20 protein-coding genes are annotated in these 23945 nt (G+C 65.9%); 5 read left to right on the top strand and 15 right to left on the bottom strand.

Annotated features, from left to right (window positions below):
• Positions 1-50 precede the first annotated feature (50 nt).
• From IEW02_RS15375 to IEW02_RS15360, 4 genes are read right to left on the bottom strand one after another with little or no spacing between them, the layout of a single operon-like run.
• Complete coding sequence (locus IEW02_RS15375; RefSeq protein WP_188545713.1) at positions 51-743, bottom strand: ABC transporter permease; 693 nt, start codon at positions 741-743, stop codon at positions 51-53.
• Positions 740-1399: an ABC transporter permease gene (locus tag IEW02_RS15370; protein WP_188545712.1), complete on the bottom strand. Its 660-nt coding sequence runs from the start codon at positions 1397-1399 to the stop codon at positions 740-742. Before IEW02_RS15370 ends, IEW02_RS15375 begins: the two co-directional genes overlap by 4 nt.
• Positions 1396-2538 carry an ABC transporter ATP-binding protein gene (locus IEW02_RS15365; protein WP_188545711.1) on the bottom strand — a complete coding sequence of 381 codons (1143 nt, stop codon included), beginning with the start codon at positions 2536-2538 and terminating at the stop codon, positions 1396-1398. Before IEW02_RS15365 ends, IEW02_RS15370 begins: the two co-directional genes overlap by 4 nt.
• On the bottom strand, positions 2535-3482 hold the full coding sequence (locus tag IEW02_RS15360) for an ABC transporter substrate-binding protein (protein ID WP_188545710.1): 948 nt from the start codon (positions 3480-3482) through the stop codon (positions 2535-2537). Before IEW02_RS15360 ends, IEW02_RS15365 begins: the two co-directional genes overlap by 4 nt.
• Before the next feature lie 189 nt (positions 3483-3671).
• On the opposite strand from IEW02_RS15360, the gene IEW02_RS15355 reads away from it, so the two are divergent.
• Positions 3672-4517, top strand: a complete 846-nt coding sequence (locus IEW02_RS15355) for a glycine betaine ABC transporter substrate-binding protein (protein ID WP_188545709.1) — start codon at positions 3672-3674, stop codon at positions 4515-4517.
• Here IEW02_RS15355 and IEW02_RS15350 read toward each other — a convergent pair.
• The 3 genes from IEW02_RS15350 to IEW02_RS15340 are packed head-to-tail and all read right to left on the bottom strand — an operon-like array spanning position 4511 to position 7778.
• On the bottom strand, positions 4511-5413 hold the full coding sequence (locus tag IEW02_RS15350; protein ID WP_188545708.1) for an alpha/beta hydrolase: 903 nt from the start codon (positions 5411-5413) through the stop codon (positions 4511-4513). The two genes, IEW02_RS15355 and IEW02_RS15350, sit on opposite strands and share 7 nt — an antisense overlap.
• Positions 5413-6243: an SDR family NAD(P)-dependent oxidoreductase gene (locus IEW02_RS15345; RefSeq protein WP_188545707.1), complete on the bottom strand. Its 831-nt coding sequence runs from the start codon at positions 6241-6243 to the stop codon at positions 5413-5415. The genes IEW02_RS15350 and IEW02_RS15345 overlap by 1 nt, the downstream gene beginning before the upstream one ends.
• Positions 6240-7778, bottom strand: a complete 1539-nt coding sequence (locus IEW02_RS15340) for a flavin-containing monooxygenase (RefSeq protein WP_188545706.1) — start codon at positions 7776-7778, stop codon at positions 6240-6242. Before IEW02_RS15340 ends, IEW02_RS15345 begins: the two co-directional genes overlap by 4 nt.
• Positions 7779-7855: 77 nt before the next feature.
• Here IEW02_RS15340 and IEW02_RS15335 point away from each other — a divergent pair, with 77 nt between their 5' ends.
• Together IEW02_RS15335 and IEW02_RS15330 are read left to right on the top strand one after the other, a co-directional pair.
• Entirely contained in the window at positions 7856-8494 is a 639-nt protein-coding gene (locus IEW02_RS15335) for a TetR/AcrR family transcriptional regulator (protein ID WP_229746061.1), read from the top strand.
• Between the two features lie 54 nt (positions 8495-8548).
• Positions 8549-9577 (top strand): beta-ketoacyl-ACP synthase III, encoded by a 1029-nt coding sequence (locus tag IEW02_RS15330; RefSeq protein WP_188545705.1) that lies wholly within the window; start codon positions 8549-8551, stop codon positions 9575-9577.
• 55 nt (positions 9578-9632) lie between these two features.
• Here IEW02_RS15330 and IEW02_RS15325 read toward each other — a convergent pair whose 3' ends face one another.
• The 8 genes from IEW02_RS15325 to IEW02_RS15290 all read right to left on the bottom strand — a co-directional run bounded on the left by IEW02_RS15325 (position 9633) and on the right by IEW02_RS15290 (position 22429).
• Positions 9633-10262, bottom strand: coding sequence for an AAA family ATPase (locus IEW02_RS15325; RefSeq protein WP_229746060.1), 630 nt, complete (start codon positions 10260-10262; stop codon positions 9633-9635).
• A gap of 80 nt (positions 10263-10342) precedes the next feature.
• Positions 10343-14170 (bottom strand): multifunctional oxoglutarate decarboxylase/oxoglutarate dehydrogenase thiamine pyrophosphate-binding subunit/dihydrolipoyllysine-residue succinyltransferase subunit, encoded by a 3828-nt coding sequence (locus IEW02_RS15320; RefSeq protein ID WP_188545704.1) that lies wholly within the window; start codon positions 14168-14170, stop codon positions 10343-10345.
• A gap of 36 nt (positions 14171-14206) precedes the next feature.
• Positions 14207-18007: an ABC transporter ATP-binding protein gene (locus IEW02_RS15315; protein ID WP_229746059.1), complete on the bottom strand. Its 3801-nt coding sequence runs from the start codon at positions 18005-18007 to the stop codon at positions 14207-14209.
• Positions 18008-18098: 91 nt separating this feature from the next.
• Positions 18099-18854 carry an SDR family oxidoreductase gene (locus IEW02_RS15310; protein ID WP_188545702.1) on the bottom strand — a complete coding sequence of 252 codons (756 nt, stop codon included), beginning with the start codon at positions 18852-18854 and terminating at the stop codon, positions 18099-18101.
• A gap of 30 nt (positions 18855-18884) precedes the next feature.
• Complete coding sequence (locus tag IEW02_RS15305) at positions 18885-19649, bottom strand: ABC-2 transporter permease family protein (RefSeq protein WP_188545701.1); 765 nt, start codon at positions 19647-19649, stop codon at positions 18885-18887.
• Complete coding sequence (locus IEW02_RS15300; protein ID WP_188545700.1) at positions 19646-20770, bottom strand: ABC transporter ATP-binding protein; 1125 nt, start codon at positions 20768-20770, stop codon at positions 19646-19648. Before IEW02_RS15300 ends, IEW02_RS15305 begins: the two co-directional genes overlap by 4 nt.
• 79 nt (positions 20771-20849) lie before the next feature.
• The gene (locus tag IEW02_RS15295; RefSeq protein WP_188545699.1) at positions 20850-21704 is read right to left on the bottom strand and encodes an LLM class F420-dependent oxidoreductase; all 855 of its coding nucleotides are present in this window, start codon (positions 21702-21704) and stop codon (positions 20850-20852) included.
• Complete coding sequence (locus tag IEW02_RS15290; RefSeq protein ID WP_229746058.1) at positions 21701-22429, bottom strand: hypothetical protein; 729 nt, start codon at positions 22427-22429, stop codon at positions 21701-21703. Before IEW02_RS15290 ends, IEW02_RS15295 begins: the two co-directional genes overlap by 4 nt.
• A 68-nt stretch (positions 22430-22497) precedes the next feature.
• On the opposite strand from IEW02_RS15290, the gene IEW02_RS15285 reads away from it, so the two are divergent.
• Positions 22498-23340 (top strand): AraC family transcriptional regulator, encoded by an 843-nt coding sequence (locus tag IEW02_RS15285; RefSeq protein WP_188545698.1) that lies wholly within the window; start codon positions 22498-22500, stop codon positions 23338-23340.
• The gene (locus IEW02_RS15280) at positions 23337-23744 is read left to right on the top strand and encodes a VOC family protein (protein ID WP_188545697.1); all 408 of its coding nucleotides are present in this window, start codon (positions 23337-23339) and stop codon (positions 23742-23744) included. Before IEW02_RS15285 ends, IEW02_RS15280 begins: the two co-directional genes overlap by 4 nt.
• Positions 23745-23945 lie beyond the last annotated feature (201 nt).

Genomic DNA, 23945 nt, shown 5'->3' with positions numbered 1-23945 from the left:
GTATCTTCCGCAGTTGTGAAGCATCTACCGCGCCTGGCGCGGCCTTTCCTTCACAACTTCGCCGGGGCTCCGCTTCGGAACTTGAGCCGCCCCGTCCCTGGCTGTGACAACCACACCGCCAGCGCGAGGATGCCGTCGATGATCAGAGCCAGAACGGCAACGAGGATGGCGCCCACCACCACTCGGTCGTAGCGGTACAGCGCTAGGCCGTCGAAGATGTACCGGCCCAGACCGCCGAGGTTCACGTACGCGGCGATCGTGGCGGTGGCGATCACCTGCAGCGTCGCGCTGCGGATGCCGCCGAGGATCAACGGCATCGCGTTGGGCACCTCGACGCGGAAAAGCACCTGCCGCTGGGTCATTCCCATCGAGTTGGCCGCATCGACAACCGTACGGTCGACGTTCGCGATGCCGGCGTACGTACCGGCCAGAATCGACGGAATACCCAGCAACACAAGGGCGATGACGGGGGAGATCAGTCCCAACCCGATCAGCAGAACCAGGAATGTGAGCAGGCCCAGGGTGGGAATGGATCGGAGCGCGTTGACGATTCCGACCAGGATCACCTCACCCTTGCGGATGTGCCCGATCGCGAGTCCCATCGGCACGGCGATGATCGCCGAGAAGAACACGGCGATGGCGCTGTACCAGAGCTGCTCCAGCAACCTCGCGACAATGCCGGTGGGTCCCGACCAGTTGGCGCCGTCGACGAAGTAGTCGAACGCCTGCGAAAAGATGTTCATGCGCGCGCCGCCTTGGATCGAGTGCCGACGCGGGTCCACGGCGTTGCCGCCCGTCCGAGGACGTAGAGCACCGCGTCGAAGAACAGCGCCAGGACGACGATCGCGATGATGCCCGCCAGGATCTGATCGGGATAGTCACGCTGGTAGCCCTGGGTGAACAGCTGTCCGAGCCCGCCGATACCGATCACGGACCCCACGGACACCAGCGAAATATTCGTCACGGCTACGACGCGCACGTTCGCGACGAGGACCGGAAGGGCAAGGGGGAGTTCGACGGTCAGTGATCGGCGCAGACCGGTGAAACCCATCGCCGTCGCCGCGTCCACCACTGCGGGCGAGACCGAGTCCAGCGCTTCGGGAACCGCGCGGACGAGCAGTGCCGTCGAGTAGACGGACAGCGCGATCACGACGTTCAGAGGGTCGAGAACGCGCAGTCCCACGATCAGGGGCACGGTGACGAACAGCGCCAGCGACGGAATGGTGAACATGATGCTCGCGACTACGAGAGTGGTGCGGCGCAACCACGACACCGATCGCACGGCAGTGCCGACGGGTATCGAGATGAGGAGACCGATCAGCAGTGGCACGAGCGCCAGGTACAGGTGCGTCTTGGTCAGATCGACAACCGTCCCGATGTTGTCGACGAGGTAGTTCATCGCCCCTGCGCCCCTCCGCCGTGAGACATCCGATCGCGATCTTCCTGCTTGCGTTGCTTGGCAAGGAGATCGATGATCTCGGTAGCGTCGACACCACCGACGACAACGCCCGATTTGTCGACGGCGACACCGATTCCGGACGGCGACGAGATGGCCGCATCCAGCGCTTGGCGCAGATCGCCCCCGGGGACGAACAGCGACCCGCCCGCCGACGTGCACTCGTGAAGGCTGCGTCCGTTGCGATGCGCCTCCAGGCCGCCCGCATCCATCCACCCGTCGGGAGCGCCGTTCTCGGTCACCATCAGGACCCATTCGCCGTGTTCGAGTCTCAGCGAAGTGAGCTCCGCTTCGACGGCGGTGCGGATCGGATGGAGTTCGACGTCGGCGGCCGTTCGGAACGACAGGCCGCGGTACCCGCGGTCGCGTCCGACGAACGACGCCACGAAGTCGGTCGCGGGGGAAGCGAGCACGGTCTGCGGATCGTCGTACTGCTGCAGCCGGCCTCCTGTACCGAATACGGCGACACGGTCGCCGAGTTTGACAGCCTCGTCGATGTCGTGGGTGACGAAGACGATGGTCTTCTTCAGATCCGCTTGCAGCCGTTGCATTTCGGCTTGCAGATCTTCACGGACCACCGGATCCACGGCGCTGAAGGGCTCGTCCATCAACAGGATGGGTGGGTCGGCAGCCAACGCGCGGGCCACACCCACACGCTGCTGCTGACCACCCGAGAGCTGTGCCGGGTACCGGTTGGCAAGTGACAGGTCGAGGCCCACCCGTTCGAGGACGCCCAGCGCCGCCTTGCGAGCCTCGCGCCGCGAGTCGCCCCGCAGCACGGGAACCGTCGCGACGTTGTCGACGACCGTCCGGTGGGGGAGAAGGCCGGCGCTCTGGATCACGTATCCGATGCCGAGCCGCAACTTGACCGCATCGACGCCTCTGATGTCCTTGCCGTCGACCGTGATGGTGCCGGACGACGGCTCGATCATGCGGTTGATCATCCGCATCGACGTCGTCTTGCCGCATCCGGACGGGCCGACGAAGACGGTGAACGACTCCGGCTCGATCGTCAGGTCCAACGAATCGACCGCGGTCGTTCCGTCCGGGAACTGCTTGGTGACGTTCTGAAACGAGATCACGAGACCGGCTGGTCGAGACCCTGTTCCTTCACCCAGGCCTGGGCCGCGGCGAGCGGCTCGGTCTTCGCGTCGCCCGACACCTCGGTGTTGAGGGCGATCAGCTCTTCGGTGGTGATCTTCGACGAGACGGCGTCGAGGACCTGCGTGAGCTTGTCCGACTTCTTGCTCGCGTTGTAGAGCGGCACGACGTTCTGTGCAGCGAAGACGTTCTCGGGGTCCTCGAGAACGACCAGGTCGTTCTGCGCGATGGACGGCGCCGTGGTGAAGATGTCGGCCGCGTCGACCTGACCACCCACGAGCGCCTGAACCGTTGCGGGGCCGCCACCGTCGGCGATCGTGACGTAGTTGGCGGTCGAGACGTCGACGCCGTACTTGTCCTTCAGGCCTGGAAGACCCGCAACACGTTCGGTGAACTCGGGTGTCCCACCGAACTTGAGCTGGGCGGAGTACTGGGCCAGATCGGCGATCGACTTCAGGTTCCACCGCTCCGCGGTGGCCCGCGTGACGACGACGGCGTCCTTGTCCTCACCGGGTGCGGGCGTGGAGATCGCGAGATCCGATCCCAGCGCTGCCGGAAGGGCGGCGTCGACATCGGACGCGGACGACGCAGTGGCCGACGGGTCCAAGTACTGCAGCAAGTTGCCGGTGTAATCGGGGATCATGTCGATCGACCCGTCCCTGACGGCGGGCACGTATGCCTCACGGCTGCCGATGGAGAGCTTGGTGCTGGCGTCGAAGCCGTTGGCCTTCAACGCCTCGGCGTAGATGTTGGCGACGATCTCGGATTCGGTGAAGTTCGCGGAGCCGACGACGATCGAGTTGGTGTCGGTGGACGTGGAGCCGCCGCCGCTGCTGAGCGGGTCGGAATTCCCACCGCATGCGGTGAGCGCCGCCAGCGACAAGGCTGCAAGGGCAGCGACGGACACACGAGTGAGACGAGACATGGGGGAAGGTCCTTCCATCGGTTCCGGCATTAGCACTGGACTGGTTGCTGCGGCGTCGACAAGCCGGATCTCTCGGCCGCTCTGGGATGGTATCGAAGATCAGTGTAACGATAGGTCCGACACGTGCCCCTGGTACCGCGAAAGAGGTGAGCCGACATCACGATCGGTCGCAGATGGTTCGGCGCAGCCGTGACTGTGCTCGTGCTGGCGGGGTGCACGTCGGCGCCCCCCACGGGACAGGTGACGACCGGCCCGGTGGTGGTCGGGTCGGAGGAGTCCGTCGTGTCCGCGGTTCTCGCCCGCGTCTACGCCGGCACCCTGCGGCGAACCGGCGTGGAGGTGACTCTCGCTCCGCCGTCGGCCTCCCTCGCGGAGGTGGTGTCCGCCCTGGACCGAGTTGCGGTGACGTTCGTCCCCGATTTCTCCGGTGCCCTGCTTACCGAACTCGATCCGGATTCGACGGCGTCCACGTCGGAGGAGGTGTTCGAGGCGCTCAATCGATCGCTGCCGGAGTGGCTTTCCGTCTCCGACGCCGCAGGAGCGGAGAATCGCGAGAGCGTCTCCGTGACCGAGGCGACGGCCGAGTCTCTCGCCGGGGCAACTCTCGCCGATCTCGCGCCGCTGTGTGCGCAGTCGGCGGTCGCGGTCACCGGTGACGTCGAGGCAGTCCTTGCGCCGTTGCGCGCAGCGTACGGCTGCTCCTTCGCGGCGGTGACGTCCGTGGATCCCGTAGAGGCACGTGAGTTGTTGCGCCGCAACGAAGTTCAGGCGGTGATCGTTCCGGCGACCGACGTCGGGACGGACGACTCCGGAAGGCGAGACGTCACCCTCGCCGACACCGACAACGCGTACCGCGCGCAGAATGTGGTGCCGCTGTTCCGTAAGAACTCTCTCGGCGAAGCGCAGACGACAGCTCTCGGCGTCGTGGCCGGTGATCTCACCACCGCGGACCTGGCCGACATGGTCGCCCGAGTCCGCGGTGGTGCTTCCCCGGACGCGGTGGCCGAGGGGTGGCTGGGAGAACGCAGCTACTGAACGGTCTGCAGGTGATCGACGAGGAACGACGCGAGATGCTTGACGGCGTCGTCCGCTTCCTTCATCAACGTCGCCTGCAGGTGTGCGACGTGCCAGAGCTTGTCGTACTCGACGTAGGTGAGGTCGACGCCGGCGACACGCAGCTTCTCGCCGAACGCTCGGACCTGCTCGTAGAGCACCTCGGTGGTCCCGATGTGCATGACCGTCGGCGGTAGGCCTTCCAACGGGCCGTGCGAGGGGGCGAAGCCGGGATCGAATCGATCGCCCGAGCCCAGGTACGCGTCGGCGGAGGTGTACGACCACCCGGTATTGACCAACAGGTCCCGGTCGAACGGCGCGTCGCGGTCGCCCGGATCGACCCACGGCGAGATCAACGCCAGCGCGGCCGGGCCTCGGCCCTTGTCGACCATCCGTCGCGCGAGGGCCACCGTCATGCCGCCACCGGCCGAGTCGCCGGCGATCACGATCGAGTCCGGCGTGATGCCGAGATCGTCGACGAGCGAGTCGTACACCGCCGCCGCGTCGTCGAGTCCGGCCGGGAAGGGATGTTCCGGTGCCAGCCGGTAATCCGGAACGATCACGACACTGCCCGTGTACTTCGCGAGCGACGCCGTGAGAGGGCGGTGGGTGAACGGCGATCCCATGGTGAAGGCGCCGCCGTGCAGGTACAGCACGACGGTCTTGCGTTCGGTGGCCCCCACGGTGACGCGCTCGACCGGAACCCCGCCGATGCTCTGCTGACGGAAGACGCTTCCGTCAGGGACGGGCTGCGACTTCGCCGACAGCTGCATCAGCGCGCGTTGCGTACGGAACGAGAACCGCGGGTTGAGCATGACCCGGTAGATCGGGCGCAGGGTCGCCGCGACCACCGGCAGCGGAATCGTGGTCGGCCGCATCAGGAGGGCTTCGGCATGACGCGCGTCGCGACTCGGGCGATGACGTTCTGGTACTTGGAACCGGTGACGCGGGTGAGCAGATCGAGAGCGATGGCGTCGCTGCCGATCAGTACGCGGCCCTTCCCCTTCTCCACGCCCTTGAGGATCACCTCGGCGGCCTTCTCCGGAGTGGTCTTGGCCAGCTTGCGGTCGAAGAACTCGGCGACCGTCTTCTGGTCGTGTCCCTCGGCGACGGTGGAGTTTCGGGCGATGGCGGTCTTGATGCCGCCGGGATGGATGACAGTGACCTTGACCGGATGCTTGGCGATCATCATCTCGAGCCGCAGGGCCTCGCTGAACCCGCGCACGGCGAACTTCGCCGCGTTGTACGCCGCCTGCGAGGGCATGGCCAGGATGCCGAACAGCGAGGACACGTTGACGATGTGCCCGTCACCGGACGCGATCACGTGCGGCAGAAAGGCTTTGGTGCCGTTCACGACTCCCCAGAAGTCGACGTCGACGATGCGCTCGATGTCCTTGAACGGGGTCACCTCGACGTCACCGTGGTAGGCGATACCGGCGTTGTTGTAGACCTGGTTGACCTTGCCGAAGTGCTGGGCGACGGCCTCCGCGTAGTCCAGAACGGCTTCGCGTTCGGTGACGTTGAGGTGATCGCTCTTGACCTCGGCGCCCAACGCACGGACCTTCTCCACGGTTTCCGCGAGACCGATGTCGTCCATGTCGGACAGCGCGAGTTTCGCTCCGCGTCCTGCGAGATCGAGAGCGAGGGCGCGGCCGATGCCCGAGCCTGCTCCGGTGATGACGACTACTTTGCCGGCGAACGTACTCACAGTGCTGCCACCTTGTTCTGTGCGGCCGACGAGGCGTCGGCGGTCGGGACGCTGTCGTACGCGTCGAGGTCGAATTGCTTGGTGATGCGGCGGAAATCGAAGGTGAATCCCGGCCACAGCGTGGTGTTGTTACCGTGCTTGTCGAGGTACCAGCTGGCGCAGCCGCCGTTCATCCACACGGTGGTCGACATGCGCTTCTGGAGGTCCGCGTTGTACTGGTCCTGCACGTCGCGACGCACCTCGACCGTGCCGATGTCGTGCTTGTCGATGGTGTCGATGGCGTCGATGACGTAGTTGAGCTGCGACTCGATCATGAACACCATGGACGTGTGTCCCAGGCCGGTGTTGGGGCCGACGAGGAAGAACATGTTCGGGAAACCCGCGACGCTGGCGCCCTTGTATCCCTGTTGACCGCGCTCGTCGAAGACATCGGCCAGCGACCGTCCGTCCTTGCCGAAGATGCCCTGGAACGTCGGGGAGTCGGTCACGTGAAAACCGGTGGCGACGACGAGAGCGTCGATCGGCCGCTCGGTTCCGTCCTTGGTCACGATCGATCCGGCCCGCACCTCGGCGATGCCGTCGGTGACGAGGTCGACGTTCGGCCGGTCGAGAGCCGGGTAGTAGTTGTTGGAGATCAGCATGCGCTTGCAGCCGATCTGGAAGTTCGGGGTGACCTTCTCGCGCAGGCTCTTGTCCTTGATGAGGGTGGCGATGTGCCGACGCGCCGCGAGCTCGATCGGCTTCATGAACATCCGCGACTTGGTCAGGCCGATCACCTGAGTTTCGCGGGTGGCGTAGATGCCGGCGCGTGAGAGGCGCTGGAAGCCCGGAACGTGCTTGAAGGCGAAGCGCTCGATCTTGGTGTACTCGCGGTCGGCGCGGGGGAGTACCCACGGTGCGGTGCGCTGGTAGACGTCGAGGTGCGACACCTTCTCCGCGATGGCGGGAACGATCTGGATCGACGACGCGCCGGTTCCGATGACGGCGACGCGCTTGCCGGTCAGGTCGGCGTCGTGGTTCCACTGCGCGGAGTGGAAGACCTCACCCTGGAAATCTTCGATCCCCTTGATGTCGGGCAGGTTCGGCTCGGCGAGCGCTCCCACTGCGGACACCACGATCTTCGCGGTGAAGTTGCCCTTGGTGGTGTCCACATCCCAGCGGGACGTGTCGGCGTTCCACCGTGCGCGCTCGACGGCTGCGCCGAAGACGTGCTTGTCGTACACCTTGTACTTGCGGGCGACGGACTCGATGTACGCGCGGATCTCGGGTTGCTTCGAGAAGGAGCGGGTCCAGTCCGGGTTCAGTGCGAAGGAGTAGGAGTAGAGGTGCGACGGCACGTCGCAGGCCGCTCCCGGGTAGGTGTTGTCGCGCCAGGTCCCGCCCACGTCGTTGCCCCGCTCGAGGACCAGGAAGTCGGTCTTGCCCTGCTGAGCGAGCTTGATCGCGGCACCGAGGCCGGCGAAACCGCTGCCGATGATCAGCGTGCCCACGGTCGTCGTGGCGGCAGCCGATTTGTCTGTGACTGGAAGACTCATGAACCAGAGATTAGACGCCTACTGAGTCGCAGTCAATAGCTATTGACCAATATTCAATAACCTGTTCTGATGGAAGCGTGAAGAGAACGAGACTCACTCCCGAGCAGCGTCGGGCGCAGCTCATCGAACTGGGTCTGGAGATGCTCGCCGAGCGGACACTGGATCAGATATCGGTCGAGGACATCGCCGACAAGGCGGGAGTGTCCAGGGGACTGCTGTTCCACTATTTCGCCACCAAGCACGAGTTCCACCTGGAAATCGTCCGTCACAACTCCCGCGAGATGCTCGAACGCACCGAACCTCCGGCCGGCCTCGACGCCATCTCCACATTGCGTGCAGCCATGACGTCCTACGTCGACTACGTCGAAGCGCAGCGCAGCACGTACGTCTCACTGCTGCGCGGCACCGCGAGCGGTGATCCGGACATGCGTGCCGTCTTCGAGGAGACACGCAGCCTCATGGCCCAGCGCACCCTCTCGCAGTTGCCGCGACTCGGGATCGAACGCACGGCCCAGATCGACCTCGCCGTTCGGGGATGGATCGCATTCGTCGAGGAAGTCACCATCACGTGGCTCAGCGATCCGCATCTGACGAAGCAGGAGCTCATCGACCTCACCGTGCGTGCGCTGCCTGCGGTTGCGTTACCTCCGGAGCTCTCGGCTGCGCTCCTGAGCGCGACCACCGACATATCGGCAGGAGTCGTCCCAGTAACGTGATGCGCACCGCTCGGGCCGACGCCCGAGGGAGCGGCACGAGAGGACGGCTGGACGATGAGCGCGCAGATCAAGGTCACGACCGACACGAGGCACTCGGGAATTCTCGGTCTGGGTGCGTACCGGCCGGAGCGAGTGGTGACCAACGAGGAGATCTGCCAGACGATCGACTCGAACGACGAATGGATTCGTACCCGAACCGGCATCGAGAGCCGTCGTTTCGCCGCCCGCGACGAGACCGTCGTGTCCATGTCGATCGAGGCCGGGCGTCAGGCCCTCGAGAACGCCGGCGTCGACCCCGCCGACATCGGTTGCGTCATCGTCGCGACGTCCACCCACCTCCTTCTCTCCCCGCCCGCGGCACCGATCGTCGCGAACGCCCTCGGCACCGGCGGGCCCGGGGCCTTCGACCTCGGAGCCGGCTGCGCCGGGTTCTGCTACGGACTCAGCCTCGCCTCCGACATGATCCGCAGCGGCACCGAAGACAAGATTCTGGTCATCGGAACCGAAATTCTTTCTGTCACAACACGTCCCGACGATCGCGGAACCCGCATGATCTTCGGCGACGGTGCTGGTGCCATGGTCGTCGGACTCACCGACGAGCCCGGAATCGGACCCGTCGTGTGGGGATCCGACGGCTCGCAGTCCGACGCCATCACGCAGGACAAGGACTGGCTGCAGTACTTCGACGATCTGAAGGAAGACCCCAAGGCCGACCGCCCGTGGATCAAGATGACCGGAATCGCCGTGTTCCGTTGGGCGGCCTTCGAGATGGCCAAGGTTGCCAAACTGGCGCTCGACAAAGCCGGTGTGGCCGCATCCGAACTCGACGTCTTCGTTCCGCACCAGGCCAATTCGCGTATCACCGATCTCCTCGCCAAGAGCCTCGAACTCGGTGAAGACATTCCGGTGGCCCACGACATCGCCGAGGCGGGCAACACGTCGGCGGCGTCCATTCCCCTTGCGGTGGAAGAGGTTCTACGCACCGGTAAGGCGAAGAAGGGCGACACGGCCCTGCTCCTCGGCTTCGGCGCCGGCCTCTCCTACGCCGGCCAGGTCGTGACGCTGCCGGCGGCGCCGAAGTAGGCGCTCCGCACACGGGTGCGAAAAGGAGTACCCCGACACTCTTTTCCGCACCCGACTACAGGTGACGCAGAAACCTCTCGGGCGAGTCGAAGAAGTTCGACCAGTTGCGCACCATGTCGGTGTCGGCCCACGCCGTCGAGGTGAGCCCGTCGTCGCCCAGTTCGAGAACGTCGGCGCCGGGAAATGCGGCGAGCAGCGGTGAGTGGGTTGCCATGATCACCTGCGAACCTTCGTCGACGAGGTCCTTCATCACCGCCAGCAACCCGAGGCACGACGAGAACGACAGTGCCGCTTCGGGTTCGTCCAGCAACCACAGCCCGACCCCGACGGGTCGGTCCGCGACGTACTGCAGAAACGACTGCCCGTGGGACATGGCGTTGTAGACCGTGTCGGTGCCCCGGACGGGCGTCGCTCGTTCGAACATCGAATGCATCGTCTCCGCCCGCAGGAAGCACCCGCCGTACGGCTGTGGTCTCGTCCCCGAACACGTGAGGTGCCGCCCGAAATCGGTGTCGTGTTCACCGCCGCCCGCCGACCACAGCGCGTCCTCGGCGCCGTGAAACCCACTGGTCCACGCCGAGGCCAACGCCTCCATCAGTGTCGACTTACCCGATCCGTTCTCGCCGACGACGACGGTCACCGGATTGTCGAAATCCATTCCGAGACGGACGATCTCGTCGACCACCGGTAGTTCCAGATACCACGAAGCCGGGTCGAACCCTCTCCGTGGAGTGAATTCGACCCGGCTCAGTGGAAGAGGCAAGACTATCCGTTGAACGCCTCTTCGATGATCTCCTGTTGCTCCACCGCGTGCACCTTGCTGGACCCCGAGGACGGCGCCGACATGGGACGACGCGACACGCGCTTGATCCCGGTCAGCAACTCCGGCAACAGCTCCGGGAAGGCGAGGCCAAAGGTGGGCCACGCTCCCTGGTTGGCCGGCTCCTCCTGAACCCAACGGAACTCCGTCGCGTTCGGGTAGGTGTTCAGCGTTTCGCGGATGCGGCGCGCCGGAATCGGGTAGAGCTGCTCGATGCGCACGATGGCGATGTCTTCCCGATTCTCTTTCTGCTTGCGCGCCACCAACTCGTAGTACAACTTGCCGCTGACCATCAGGACGCGCTCGACCTTGTTGCGGTCGCCGGTTCCCGATTCGTAGGTGGGCTCGTCGAACACCGAGTGGAACTTGCCGTCGGTGAAGTCCTCGATGTTGCTGACCGCAGCCTTGTTGCGCAGCATGGACTTCGGCGTGAAGACGACCAGCGGACGCTGAATGCCGTCACGCGCGTGCCGACGCAGCAGGTGGAAGTAGTTGGCCGGTGTCGACGGAACTGCCACCGTCATCGACCCTTCCGCGCACAGCTGCAGGAACCGCTCGATGCGGCCGGACGTGTGGTCCGGGCCCTGTCCCTCGTGACCGTGCGGCAGAAGCAGCACGACGTCGGAGAGCTGACCCCACTTGGCTTCACCGGACGAGATGAACTCGTCGATGATCGACTGTGCACCGTTGACGAAGTCACCGAACTGCGCCTCCCAGAGCACCAGTGCGTTCGGGTTGCCGACCGAGTAGCCGTACTCGAAGCCGACGGCCGCGAACTCGCTGAGCGCGGAGTCGTAGACGAGGAACTTGCCGCCGGACTTCCCGCCGATGTTGCGGAGCGGGGTGTACTCCTCGCCCGTCTTGCGGTCGATGATCACCGAGTGGCGCTGGGTGAACGTGCCGCGCCGGGTGTCCTGGCCGGAGAGGCGCACGAGCTTGCCCTCGTCGACGAGACTTCCGAGCGCCAACAGTTCGCCGTAGGCCCAGTCGACCTTGCCCTCGTACGACATTTCGCGGCGCTTCTCGAGCACCGGCTTGACGCGCGGGTGCACGTTGAAGCCCTCGGGGACGTTCAGGTGGGCGTCACCGATGCGGTGCAGAACCGACTTGTCGACGGCCGTGTCGAGCTTGGTGGGAAGCTGCTGGTCCATCTCGACGGACTCACTGGGCTCCGGGGTGTACTTCTCGAGCTCGCGCACTTCGTTGAAGACGCGTTCGAGCTGGCCCTGGTAGTCGCGGAGCGCGTCCTCGGCTTCCTTCAGCGAGATGTCCCCACGACCGATGAGCGACTCGGTGTAGCTCTTGCGGACGCTGCGCTTGGTGTCGATGACGTCGTACATCGACGGTTGGGTCATCGACGGATCGTCGCCCTCGTTGTGACCGCGGCGGCGGTAGCAGATGAGGTCGATGACGACGTCCTTGCCGAACTTCTGCCGGTAGTCGACAGCGAGCTGAGCAACCCATACGCAGGCCTCGGGGTCGTCGCCGTTCACGTGGAAGACCGGTGCCGCGATCATCTTCGCGACGTCGGTGCAGTACTCGGACGACCGTGAGTGCTCCGGCGAGGTGGTGAAGCCGACCTGGTTGTTCACCACGACGTGGACGGTGCCACCGGTGCGGTAGCCGCGCAGCATGGACAGGTTGAGCGTCTCGGGGACGACTCCCTGGCCGGCGAACGCCGCGTCACCGTGCAGCATCAGCGGGAGGACGGAGAATCCGCCGGGGCCCGTGCCCTTGTCGAGCAGGTCCTGCTTGGCGCGGACGAGGCCTTCGAGAACCGGATCGACGGCCTCGAGGTGCGACGGGTTGGCCGTGAGCGAGACCTTGATGTCGTTCTCGCCGAACATCTGGATGTAGTTGCCCTCGGCGCCGAGGTGGTACTTCACGTCACCGGAGCCGTGCGCGGCCGCCGGGTTCATGTTGCCCTCGAACTCGGTGAAGATCTTCGAGTACGGCTTGCCGACGATGTTGGCGAGCACGTTCAGCCGGCCACGGTGCGGCATGCCGATCGCGACCTCGTCGAGCTCGTGCTCCGCGCTCTGGTCGATGACTGCGTCCATCAGCGGGATGACCGCTTCGGCGCCTTCGAGCGAGAAACGCTTCTGGCCGACGTACTTGGTGCCGAGGAAGGTCTCGAAGGCCTCGGCGGCATTGAGCTTCGACAGGATGTATTTCTGTTGCGCGACAGTCGGTTTGACGTGCTTGACCTCGATACGCTCCTGCAGCCAGGCCACCTGATCGGTCTCGAGGATGTGGGTGTACTCCACACCGACGTGCCGGCAGTACGCGTCTCGCAGTGCACTGAGCACGTTGCGCAGCTTCATCTTCTCGTTGCCCTGGAACCCGCCGACGTTGAACTCGCGGTCGAGGTCCCACAGCGTGAGGTCGTGGCTGATGACGTCGAGGTCCGGATGCATCCGGAACTTGTCCTTCTGCAGCATCAACGGGTCGGTGTCGGCCATGAGGTGACCGCGGTTGCGGTACGCGGCGATCAGCTCGAGGATCCGGGTGCTCTTGTCGACCGTGCCCTTGGGCAGGTCCTGACGCCAGCGGATGGGCTCGTACGGGATGGCCAGACCGTGGAAGATCTGGTCGTAGAACTCGTCGCTGATCAGCAGGTTGTGAATCGTGCGCAGGAAGTCGCCCGACTCGGCGCCCTGGATGATCCGGTGGTCGTACGTCGACGTCAGCGTCATCAGCTTGCCCACGCCGATGTTGGCGATGCTCTCGTCGCTCGCACCCTGGAACTCGGCGGGGTACTCCATGGCGCCCGCGCCGATGATCGCGCCCTGACCCTGCATCAGACGCGGCACGGAGTGCACGGTGCCGATGGTGCCGGGGTTGGTGAGCGAGATCGTGACGCCGGCGAAGTCGGCAGCCGTGAGCTTGCCGTCGCGTGCGCGCCGGACGATGTCCTCGTAGGCAGCGTGGAACTGATTGAAGCTGAACTCTTCGCAGCCCTTGATGGCGGCGACGACCAACGACCGGCTGCCGTCCTTGCCGGGCAGGTCGATGGCGAGACCGAGATTGGTGTGCGCGGGAGTGACGGCGTTGGGCTTGCCGTCGACCTCCGCGAAATGTCGGTTCATGTTCGGGAAGCTCTTGACCGCCTGCACGATCGCGTATCCGAGCAGATGGGTGAACGAGATCTTGCCGCCGCGTGTGCGCGCGAGGTGGTTGTTGATGACGAGGCGATTGTCGATCATCAGCTTGGCCGGAATGGCGCGCACCGACGTCGCCGTCGGGATCTGGAGCGATGCGGACATGTTCTTCGCGACGGCTGCAGCGGCGCCGCGCAGAATCTTGTTCGTGTCCTCGGTGGGCTTGTCGCCTGCCGACTTGTCCTCCGACGGCTTCGCGGCGGCAGCCTTGACCGGAGCTGCTTTCGCGTTGGAGTCGTTCGCCATTGCGGAGACCTTGGGGGAATCTGCCTTGGGGGCCTCTGCCTTGGGAGTCTCTGCCTTCGGCTTCTCCGCCTTCGACTGGTCTGCCTTGGGTGCAGACTTCTGAGCCTCCGCTTTCGGTGCGGCCTTCGGCGGCGCGGGCGCAGCGGGAGGGGTCTTGGTCTCGGGCTTCGGGGCGCCCTTGTCAGGCGTCGACCCGTTGGTCCCGTTGGACGTCTCGCCGGTGGTGCCGGCTGCGTCAGGTGTGTAGGTCGTCAGGAATTCGTGCCAGCTGGCGTCGACCGACGCCGGGTCCTTCTGAAACCGCTGGTACATTTCGTCGACCAGCCACTGGTTCTGTCCGAATTCTGTTGTAGAGCTGCTGCTCACGGCAGGTTTTCGCCTCGTTTCCTTCTTCGTCCTCGCTCAGCGCACGGCACCGTCCAGGCTAGACCTATCGCGCGACGCTCGTGCCCCGGTTCTGGGTCTGTGATAGGTCTCACCGGGCGTGTGCCCGGTGTCACCGGTAGAAGCCTCCGCGATGTCCCATAGGCGCGAGTAGAACCCGTCCGACGCACGCAACTCTGCGTGGGTGCCGCTCTCCACGATACGACCTTTGTCGACAACCAGGACAAAGTCGGCACGCGCCGCCGTCGCGAGCCGGTGCGCGACTATGACCGCCGTCCTGGACCGCGTCACGGTTCGGCTCGCATCGAGCACCGCCTTCTCCGTCGCCGGGTCCAGCGTGGCCGTCGCCTCGTCGAGGAGAAGGATGTCGGGGTCGACGAGTTCGGCCCGCGCGAGGGCCACGAGTTGGCGGGCACCGGCGGACAGGCCCTGGCCCCGCTCGCCGACCGGAGTGAGCATGCCCGAGCTCATCGACCCGATCAGGGGGAGAGCACCGACGGCGCGTGCTGCCGCGTCGATCTCGGAGCGCGTCGCGTCGGGACGGCCGTACGCGATGTTGCTCGCGACGGTTCCGGTGAACAGGTGCGCCTCCTGCGGCACCACTCCGAGTCGATGCCGGTACGGCAGAAGCGAGTAGTCCCGCAGGTCGACATCATCCGCCCGCACCGACCCGTCCGTCGGGTCGTAGAAGCGTGCGATGAGCTTGACGATGGTCGACTTTCCGGCACCGGTGCGGCCGACCAGCGCCACGGTGGTTCCGGCCTCGATCGTCAACGAGACGTTCGACAGCGCATCGGACTGGGCACCCGAATACCGAAAGGTGACGTCGTCGAAATCGATGCGACCTCGGAGGTGCTCGTCGACGATCCGGCCGCCCTTCGTGGACGCGGCCTCGATGGAACTGGGCGTCCGCAGCAGGTCCGCGATGCGGCTCAGGCCCACCGACGCCTGCTGGTATCCGTCGAACACCTGCGAGAGCTGCTGGATCGGCCCGAACAGCAACCCGAGGTACAGCACGAACGCGACCATCGTTCCCGGCGACGTCTGACCCGTCGCGACGCGGCTGGCTCCGACGAGGACGATCACCGCCAGCGAGAGGTCGGACAGCAAGGTGATCGACGGGAAGAACACGGAGATCGCCCGCTGGGATCGCATGCGGCTGGCGCGATACAGATCGGAGCGGTCGGCGAACCGTCGTGCGGCCACCGGCTCGTAGCGGAACGCCTGCGCCACCCGCAGTCCCGCGATGTTCTCCTGGAAGTCCGCGTTCACGGACGAGATGCGCTCACGCGACACCGAATACGCCCGCGAGGAGATGCGGCGGAAGACGAGGGTCGCGACGATCAGGGGCGGGACGACGCTCAACGCCACCAGCCCGAGAATCGTGTCGGTCAGCACGAGCGCCACCGAAATCCCCGCGACGGTGAGCACGCTGACGATCGCGGTCGACATCCCGGTCTGCATGAAGGACGACAGGGCGTCCACGTCGGTGGTCATGCGCGTCATGATGCGGCCGGACAGTTCGCGTTCGTAGTAATCGAGACCGAGGCGTTGCAGGTGCGCGTAGCTGCGCACCCGTAGGCCGAACAGAACGCGCTCACCGGCGCGGGCGGTGATCACGGTCATCAATCGCACCACGGCCCAGTCGACCGCCACGAGCGCCACGGCGACACCGGTGATCACCCACAGGGTGCTCGACGAGTCGGCGGCAACTCCGTGGTCGACCGCGAATCGGGCCACCGAGGGAAATGTGATGCCGATCAAGGAATCGAGGGCGAGGCAGACGACCACCGCGGCGAGAAGCCACCGAACCGGTCGTAGCAATCGCGCGAGCCGGAACTCGGGGTCGGGCGTGCGCAACGTCGCCGAGTCGAGTGTCGGCGATTCGCGAGCAGGCGGCAGCCGGTCGACCGACGCTTGCAGCGCCGCGGTCGGGGCGACGCTCCCGAGCGCCCCGGACACCGCTCCGTGGCCACCGACGGACGGGGTGCCGACCGCCTCACGGGAGCCGACCACCTCGGACGTCTCGGGCCACAACTGCGCCTCCAACGGTTCGGCGCGTGCATCTTCGGGCTCGTCGTCGGACCCGGAGAGCAACTGCCGGAACAGCAGACACCGAGCGTCGAGTTCGGCCACCGTTCCGACGTCGACGATGTGTCCGTCGTCGAGAACGGCGACTCGATCGGCGAGGGTGAGAGTCGAACGTCGATATGCCAGAACGACAGTCGTGGATGCAGTTCGCCGCCGGAACGCGTCGAAGATGGCGGCCTCCGTCTCGGCGTCGACCGCGGAAGTGGCGTCGTCGAGCACCAGGACACGCGGAGCGGCGAGCATCGTGCGCGCCAAAGCGACCCGCTGGCGCTGGCCACCGGAGAGCGTCAGCCCGCGTTCGCCGACGACGGTGTCGTACCCGTCGGGCAGTTCGGAGACGAAATCGTGCGCCATCGCCATTCGCGCCGCATCCTCGATCGCGGCCGCGCCGGCTCCCGGCCGGCCGAGTGCGATGTTTGCGGCGATGGTGTCCGAGAACAGAAACGGATCGTCGAACGCGACACCGACCGCGCTGCGCAACGACTCGGTCGACACGGTCGCGATGTCGATCGCGGTACGTTCCGGCGTCGTCAACGCGATGGAGCCGCTCTGGGGCGAGTAGAAGCGCGGAATCAGGAGCGAGAGCGTCGACTTGCCGGATCCCGAGTGTCCTACCATCGCCAACGTCTCGCCCGGCCGCACGGTGAGGTCCAGGCCGCGCAGGATCGGCTGCTCGGGATCGAAGCCGAACGTGACCGAGTCGAGCTCGAGACCCAGCGGGCCGTCGGGCAGGTCCACGGGATGGGACGGCAGAGGGATCGACGGCTCGGTGTCGGTGACGTCGTAGACCCGTTCGACTGCGGCGCGCGAGAGCTGCGCCATCACCAGGACCGAGGTGATGGTGCGTGCGACGGCCGACATCGTCGCAACGTAACTCGCGAAGGCGAGGAACGTTCCGATGCTGATGGAACCGCGCAACGCGAGATAACCGCCGAGCCCGATGATCCCTGCGAGACCGAGTTGCGGAAGAGCGGCCATGGTGGGAGCGAATCGAGAGTTCACGACGGCAGCGCGAAGGCGTTCGGCGTAGAGCACACGGCTGTGCGTTTCCAACTGATCGATCGCTCGTGATTCCTGCCCGAACCCCTTCACGACGCGCACGCCCGTGACCGTCTCCTCGACGTGTCCGGCCAGCTCCGCTGCGCGTTGTTGAGCCGACCAGGTGGCGGCGAACAATTGCGGTCGCAGACGCACCACCACCACGGAGATCGCGGGAACCACGGCCAACGCGACCAGGGTGAGCAACGGCGACAGGTACGCCATCACGCCGAGCGCCAGGACGAACTGCAAGAGGGCGCCGGCCGACAACGGAACCATGGCCAGCAGTCCCTGCACCAATTGGAGATCGGTGATCGACCGCGAGACCACCTGGCCGGTACTGATCTCGTCCTGCCGTTTCCCGTCGAGGCGCTGCAGGGCGCCGAGAAGTCGCAGTCGCAGATCGTGCTGGACATCGATCGACAGTCGACCGGCGAGAAGGCGGCGTCCGAACTGGCACGCGAAGCGGACAACGCCGAGGCCGGCGATGGCCAGTGCGATAGCGCCGATGGTGTCCGTGCGAGATGCGGTGGCGTCGTCGATGGCAGCGCGGGTCAGTAGAGGAAAGGTGATGTCGATCCCGGCGGCGACGAACGTCACCAGCAAAGCTCCGACGGCAGTGCGGCGATGCGCGAAACAGTCGGCTGCCAGCCGTCGAATCCAGCCCGGCTTCTTACCCTCGCTCACCACTGAATTCAGAGTAGCCCTGTCCGAATCGGCGAGCGGCGCGGTGTTTTCCATGCTCGCCGAGAGGCGATCCCGTCGGCGTGTCGACGGGTGCTCATCCGCGTCCGACGTACGGCATCCGGTTGGCCATGATCGTGAGGGTTGGAACGGTGACGTCGAGTGGCAGATCCACCAGGTGAACGATCGTGTCTGCCACGTGCCGGGGGTCGAACGTGGGTTCAGCGCGGGTCGAGCCGTCCGGCTGAAGAACCGCGTGACCGATTCCCGACGTCATGTCCGTGGCGGCATTGCCGATGTCGATTTGAGTGCAGCAGATGTCGAATGCGCGCCCGTCCAGTGAAATCGACTTCGTCAACCCCGACACCCCGTGCTTGGTCGCCGTGTAGGCAGCGCTGGACGGCCTCGGCGTGTGAGCGGATATCGATCCGTTGTTGATGATGCGTCCGCCGCGAGGGTCCTGCGCCTTCATGATTCGCATTGCTTCGCGGGCGCAGAGGAAGACGCCGGTCAAGTTGACGGCAACGGTGGTGTTCCATGCGTCGACATCGAGGTTGTCCACGCTTGCGGCCGGCCCGAAGGTGCCCGCGTTGTTGACGAGAACGTCGAGTCGTCCGAACCGTTCGACCACCGTGGCGAACAGAGAGCAGACGGACCGGTCCGATGTCACGTCGGCGACGGCGATGTCCGCGTGGCCTCGACCTGCAGCCGTCTCCTCCAGAGTGCTCCGGTTGCGTCCGACCAGCACGACGTGATGACCGGCGTCGAGCAAGGCCACCGACATCGCACGCCCGAGGCCGGAACCGGCGCCGGTCACGACAACGACCTGGGGCCCGCGTTCGGAATCCGTCATGATGTTCTCCATGGCACCGCGATCTTGGTTCTAGGCGATGTCGCGCTGCTGGGTGCGCAGCCACCCCGCGCCGCCGAACACGATCGCCCACACGAACAGCACCACGGTGCCTGCCACCGAGCCGAGGAACGGGTCACCGTCCTCGATCGATCCCGCAGCCAGCGTGGAAATCGTCGACATCCCGGGAAGAAACTGCGCCAGGGGTTGAACGTCGAGGCCGCTCAGGATGGCCACCACGATGGACTCGCCGACCGGGATCCACACCACCAGCGTCACCGCTGCCCAGGTCGGTGAGGCGAACAGCAGTCCGAGGCCCGCGCCGATCACCGTCCAGACGGTGGTGACGAGCAAACCGAGGAAGAACACCTCCACGACGAATCCGGTGATCTCGAAGGTGCCGATGCCGAACAGCAGCATCGAGATGACGCTGATGACCTGTGCCACCAGCGCGTACGCGAGGCCGAAGAGCGCGGTCACGGCCAGTTTGGCCCCGATGACCCCACTACGCCCGGAGGACGACAGGAAGGATGTGGTGATCGTGTGGTGCCGAAGTTCTCCCGCGGCGTTGACGGCTCCGAAGACGGCAGCGAACAGGGTGGTCGCGGCAATCGTGACGAAGAGTCCCACCATCGAGATCTCGCCTTCGATGCCGAGTTCGGTTACCGAGGAACTCGAGGCGATGCTGGCGTAGATCGCGCTTGCGAAGCCGCCGATCACGACGGGAGCGATCAGCAGCGCCCACCAGAACTTGAGCGAGGTGACCTTGCGGACTTCCGACTGAAGGAGGCCGTTCATCCCTGGCCCCCGTTCCACTGACCCGGCTGAGTCGGCGGTTGCTGGTTCGGCGGCGGTCCCCATTGCTGAGGCGGTCCCCACTGCTGGGGCGGTGGCCCGTATTGCTGGGCTGGCGGCCCGTATTGCTGGGGTGGCCCGTATTGCTGGGGTGGCCCGCCCCACTGCCCCTGCGGCTGGTTGGGCCCGACCGGCGCCGAGACGTACTGACTGGTGGTCATCGACAGGAAGACCTGCTCGAGATCGATGTGCTCGGCGGTCGTTCCGAACACGGTCACCCCTGCGTCGGCTGCGGCCGAGGAGATGTCCGGTTCCGACGATCCCGTCACCACCAGACGTCCGTCCGGGCCGATGCGCGTGTCGGTCACTCCGCGCGCCGCCAAAGCCACTGCGAGGGCGGGCGGGTCGGACGCGGCGACGAGCACATGGCCGGGCCGCATCTGTCGAAGCTGGTCGATGCTGCCCTGGTAGACCAACGATCCGTAGCTGAGGATCACCAGGTGGTCGACGATTTGCTCGACCTCTCGGATGATGTGGCTCGACACCAGCACGGTGCGCCCCGACCGGGCGTAGGACCGCAGGAAGTCACGCAACCAGGCAATGCCTTCCGGGTCCAAACCGTTGGCGGGCTCGTCGAGAACCAGAATCTCGGGGTCGCCGAGCAACGCCGTGGCGAGGGCCAGTCGCTGGCGCATGCCCAGCGAGAACTGGCCGGCCGGACGATCCGCCGCCTCGGTGAGACCGACCAGTGCGAGCACCTCGTCGGCGCGCTGATCCGGCAGTCCGAGAACCGGCGTGAACAGCCGAAGATGATGGCGCGCAGTACGTTTCGGGTGCACGCTCTGTGCGTCGAGAACCGCGCCCACGACCCGCGACGGGTGCGCCAGGCTGGTGTACGGAACGCCGTTCACCACCGCGTCGCCCGTCGTCGGACGCACCAGTCCCAGCATCATGCGCAGTGTCGTGGACTTGCCCGATCCGTTGGGTCCCAGGAAACCGGTGACGGAACCCCGCTGAACCGAGAACGAAAGTTCCCGGACCGCCTGGATGGACCCGAAGGTCTTGCTCAACCCCCGTGCCTCCAGTGCCGGGGCAGACGGTGGTCCGTAACCGGGGTAGCTCAACGCGGGTCTCCCGTAATCGAGGTTGGGATCGAGGATCGGGTGGTTCTCCGTGCAGGCTACTGCGTCCGCACCTGAGTTCTCAGCGGCCCCCGATGACCTCTGCGAGTCGTCGTAGATCGTCCGATGGGTCCTTGTCGTCCGGAAGAACGTGCAGCGCAACGTGATCGGCGCCGGCGGTGAGGTGTTCGGTGACCGCGTCGACGATGTCGGTCTCACTGCCGTGTGCGACGAGAGCGTCGATCAGGCGGTCGCTGCCGCCGTCGGCGATCTCCTCCGGCGAGTATCCGAGCCGCTCGAGATTGTTGGTGTAGTTGCGCAGGTGAAGATACGGATTGTTCACCGGCGGGCGGCCGATCTCACGGGCACGCTCGGGGTCGGCCTCGAGCACCAGTTTGTGCTCGGGCGCCAGGATCTTGTCGGGCCCAAGGATCTCGCGTGCTCCCCGCGTGTGCTCGGGAATCGTCAGATACGGGTGCGCCCCGGCCGATCGATCGGCGGCGAGCTGCATCACGCGCGGCCCCAGAGCGGCGAGTACGCGTCCCTCCGCCGGCACGCCTTCCTCGTCGAGAACGTCGAGATACTCGACCATCGCGGCGTACGGCTTCTTGTATTCCTTGGTCGCCTCCGGGTGGCCGGTGCCGATTCCCAGGAGGAATCGTCCCGGAAAGCGTTCCGCCAGTCGGTGATACGACGCAGCCACCTCGCGCGCGTCCGCGGACCAGATGTTGACGATGCCGGTGGCGACGGTCAGCGAGGTGGTGGCCTCGAGCGCCGTCTCGACGATGGCGAGGTCGGCGTCGGGGGACCCGCCGATCCAGAGGGTGCCGAATCCGAGCTGCTCGACGGTGGACGCGAGGTCCGAAGTCACACCGGGCGCGGCTCGCCAGAGTCCGTACGTGCCGAGTGGTGGTGTCGTGGTGGTGGTCATTGTCATGCCTCCAGTTCCGTGGTGCCGGTCGGGTCGGTCGAGCGGTCGTCGATCACACCGGGAGCGGTCGCCCACGTGGTCGGCGGCGGCCCGAATGTCTCCCGTGCGTTCTTTACGACGCCCTTGCCGAGCGAACGATTCCCGGCGCCGCCGACGACGGCACCGATCCCCGCCGGGAGCATGGTGCCGAGGAACAGTGCGCCGCGTCTGGCTGCGTATTTGGTGATGAACTTCTTGATCAGTCGTTTGTTGAGTCCGGAGAGGCCGCCTGCGCCCGGAATCTTGCCGGTGATGAGCTTGCCGATGTTCCCGGATTTGGTGCCGAGCGTCTTCTGGACGATCTCGCGGCCGGTCTCACCCAGCGCGACGGCCAGAACGAGGGCTTTGCGTTGCTCCTGATCGTGGACCGGAATCCCGTGCACGGACGCCACCGCGAGGGTCAACAAAGCGGACGCCTCGACGAAGAACGCGGTCTCGGCGCCCACAGCGGCGACGGACGCGACGGTGCCCACGCCCGGAACCGCCGCGGTTGCGCCGGCTGCGCCGCCACTTCCGGTCACCGCGGTGAGGAAGGTCTTCTCCATGCGCTCGATGATCTGAGCAGGGGATTCGTCGGGGTGCGCACGGCGGATCCGCCAGACGTACTTGTCGACGGCGGGGCCCTGCAGCCTGCTGCCGTTGTCCAGAATCGACACGAGTGTCTTCTCGATGCGTCCCTCATCGGTTGCCATAAGTCTTATCCTATTGACCTGCACCGATGGCTCTGGATGTTCGCAGCTCGAGGACTTACCGTGGGCGCATGGCAGGAGTGTCCAGCGGAGCGACGGCGCGTCCGTGTCCCGCACTGCGCCCGTTCGTGAAGTCGTACGACGGCTATCGCATGAGCGGCTTCGACGCCGGCACCCACGTCGGCATGCCGTCTCCGGACATCACGGTCGTCATCCCCCTCGACGATCCGCTCGAACTGGCGTGGCCGGGGGAGACGTCGTCGCGATTCGGGTCCTTGGCCAGCGGACTCGGGACGACCCCGATCACGATATTTCACACAGGCGCCCAGCACGGGATCCAGCTCGCCCTGACTCCGCTCGGCGCACGCACGCTGCTGGGGGTGCCGGCGTCGGAAATCTCGGACGTGGTGGTCTCGCTCGACGACCTGCTGGGCGGCGTGGTTACCGAGATCGACCATCGCATCGCGTCGGTGTCGTCCTGGCGCGAACGATTCGACGTTCTGGACGAGGTACTGATCAGGCGGCTCGACGCCGATACCCCGCGCCCGGACGACAGGGTGGCCGGTGCATGGCATCTGCTCGTCGGCGGTTCCGACGCCAGAGTGCAGTCCGTCGCCGACGCGGTCGGGTGGAGCCGTCGGCACCTGAACACCAAGTTTCTCTCGGAGTACGGCGTCACTCCCAAAGACGCAGCGAGAGTGGCGCGGTTCGACCGGTCGCACCAGCTGCTGAAACGGGAGCACCCACTTTCTCTCGCCACCATTGCAGCGCAGTGCGGTTACTACGACCAGGCGCACATGGCCCGCGAGTGGCGGGAACTCGCGGGATCCGCCCCGTCGGTCTGGCGGGCAAATGAGCAGTTCGCATTTGTCCAAGACTCGGCAGACCTCGCGACCGAATACTGGTCCGCATGACAAACACACTTGTATGGCCGGCCCTCCGCTACGACGACGCACGAGCAGCCATTCGTTGGCTCGTCGACGTGCTCGGGTTCGAGGAATCGGCCGTGTACGGCGAGGGCGAACGCGTCGACCACGCCCAACTGAACAGGCCCGGCGGCGGGGGAGTGATGCTCGGCAGCGTGCGGGAGGACAGCTCCATCTCTCAGGTTCCCGCCGGTGTGGGGTCCGTGTACTTGGTGATCGACACCGAGGGGGAGCTGACCGGGATCTACGAGCGGGCCGTCGCGGCGGGCGCGACGATGACGCAGGAACTGCGCACCGAGGACTACGGCGGCAGCGGCTTCGTGTGCCGTGACCCCGAGGGTGTGCACTGGAGTCTCGGCACGTACCGCGGTGAGGAGACCGGCGGCGAATAGCCGGGCGAACCTCGGTGGGGTGTCGTATCGTCGTCTCAGCGAGCCCTGCCGAGGTCGGTCCGGGGTTATTTGGACTGGCCCGCGAAAGCCGGTAGCATGGATCGTCGGTGCGTTTTGACGTGCCGGTCGTCTGTGTGTCCTTGTGCTCGTTTCTGCGCATCCCACTCGATGGTCGGCCCGAGCACCTGCAGGTAGAGGTAC

The sequence above is a fragment of the Rhodococcoides trifolii genome (assembly GCF_014635345.1).
Classification (GTDB): domain Bacteria; phylum Actinomycetota; class Actinomycetes; order Mycobacteriales; family Mycobacteriaceae; genus Rhodococcoides; species Rhodococcoides trifolii.
The sequence above is the reverse complement of the archived record's forward strand: the minus strand, read 5'-3'. Positions and strand labels throughout refer to the sequence as shown.

Coding starts and splice junctions, on each gene's coding strand:
- IEW02_RS15285 (WP_188545698.1), top strand. CDS start 22,498: ATGGCAGGAGTGTCCAGCGGAGCGACGGCGCGTCCGTGTCCCGCACTG.
- IEW02_RS15290 (WP_229746058.1), bottom strand. CDS start 22,429: ATGGCAACCGATGAGGGACGCATCGAGAAGACACTCGTGTCGATTCTG.
- IEW02_RS15350 (WP_188545708.1), bottom strand. CDS start 5,413: ATGCGGCCGACCACGATTCCGCTGCCGGTGGTCGCGGCGACCCTGCGC.
- IEW02_RS15305 (WP_188545701.1), bottom strand. CDS start 19,649: ATGAACGGCCTCCTTCAGTCGGAAGTCCGCAAGGTCACCTCGCTCAAG.
- IEW02_RS15330 (WP_188545705.1), top strand. CDS start 8,549: ATGAGCGCGCAGATCAAGGTCACGACCGACACGAGGCACTCGGGAATT.
- IEW02_RS15370 (WP_188545712.1), bottom strand. CDS start 1,399: ATGAACTACCTCGTCGACAACATCGGGACGGTTGTCGATCTGACCAAG.
- IEW02_RS15295 (WP_188545699.1), bottom strand. CDS start 21,704: ATGACAATGACCACCACCACGACACCACCACTCGGCACGTACGGACTC.
- IEW02_RS15340 (WP_188545706.1), bottom strand. CDS start 7,778: ATGAGTCTTCCAGTCACAGACAAATCGGCTGCCGCCACGACGACCGTG.
- IEW02_RS15360 (WP_188545710.1), bottom strand. CDS start 3,482: ATGTCTCGTCTCACTCGTGTGTCCGTCGCTGCCCTTGCAGCCTTGTCG.
- IEW02_RS15280 (WP_188545697.1), top strand. CDS start 23,337: ATGACAAACACACTTGTATGGCCGGCCCTCCGCTACGACGACGCACGA.
- IEW02_RS15375 (WP_188545713.1), bottom strand. CDS start 743: ATGAACATCTTTTCGCAGGCGTTCGACTACTTCGTCGACGGCGCCAAC.
- IEW02_RS15310 (WP_188545702.1), bottom strand. CDS start 18,854: ATGACGGATTCCGAACGCGGGCCCCAGGTCGTTGTCGTGACCGGCGCC.